The 310-nt window shown below is 59.0% G+C and carries 1 pseudogene; it reads right to left on the bottom strand.

The features are described from left to right. A pseudogene (locus tag HMPREF2559_RS13075) lies at positions 1 to 310 on the bottom strand (hypothetical protein); the annotation flags it as partial.

Genomic DNA, 310 nt, shown 5'->3' on the forward strand with positions numbered 1-310 from the left:
GCTTCGTATCGCCGGTCTTCTTCAACGCCTCGAGACGTAAGTCCCAGCGCTGGTGTTCTTTCTTCAGCCGTTGGGCTTGTTTCTCCACCGCGATAAGCGTGAGTAGGTTGTGTTTCTTCGCCGCGGCGCGCGTCTGGCGGCGTTTGTCTTGAAAAGAATTCGTCTCGGTAAACGGCGCGGCAGTCGCAACGACGTCCTTGGCAAGCGTGTCGGGAATACCCATGGCGATAATCTCCGACTCGGTCAAGCCGCGTACCTCGTCAACGATGTCGAGCCCCCGGGCCAACAGGCTGGCCAGCTCCCCCATAAT

Origin of the sequence: Corynebacterium sp. HMSC072G08, from assembly GCF_001809185.1 — a bacterium.
Lineage (GTDB): Bacteria > Actinomycetota > Actinomycetes > Mycobacteriales > Mycobacteriaceae > Corynebacterium > Corynebacterium phoceense.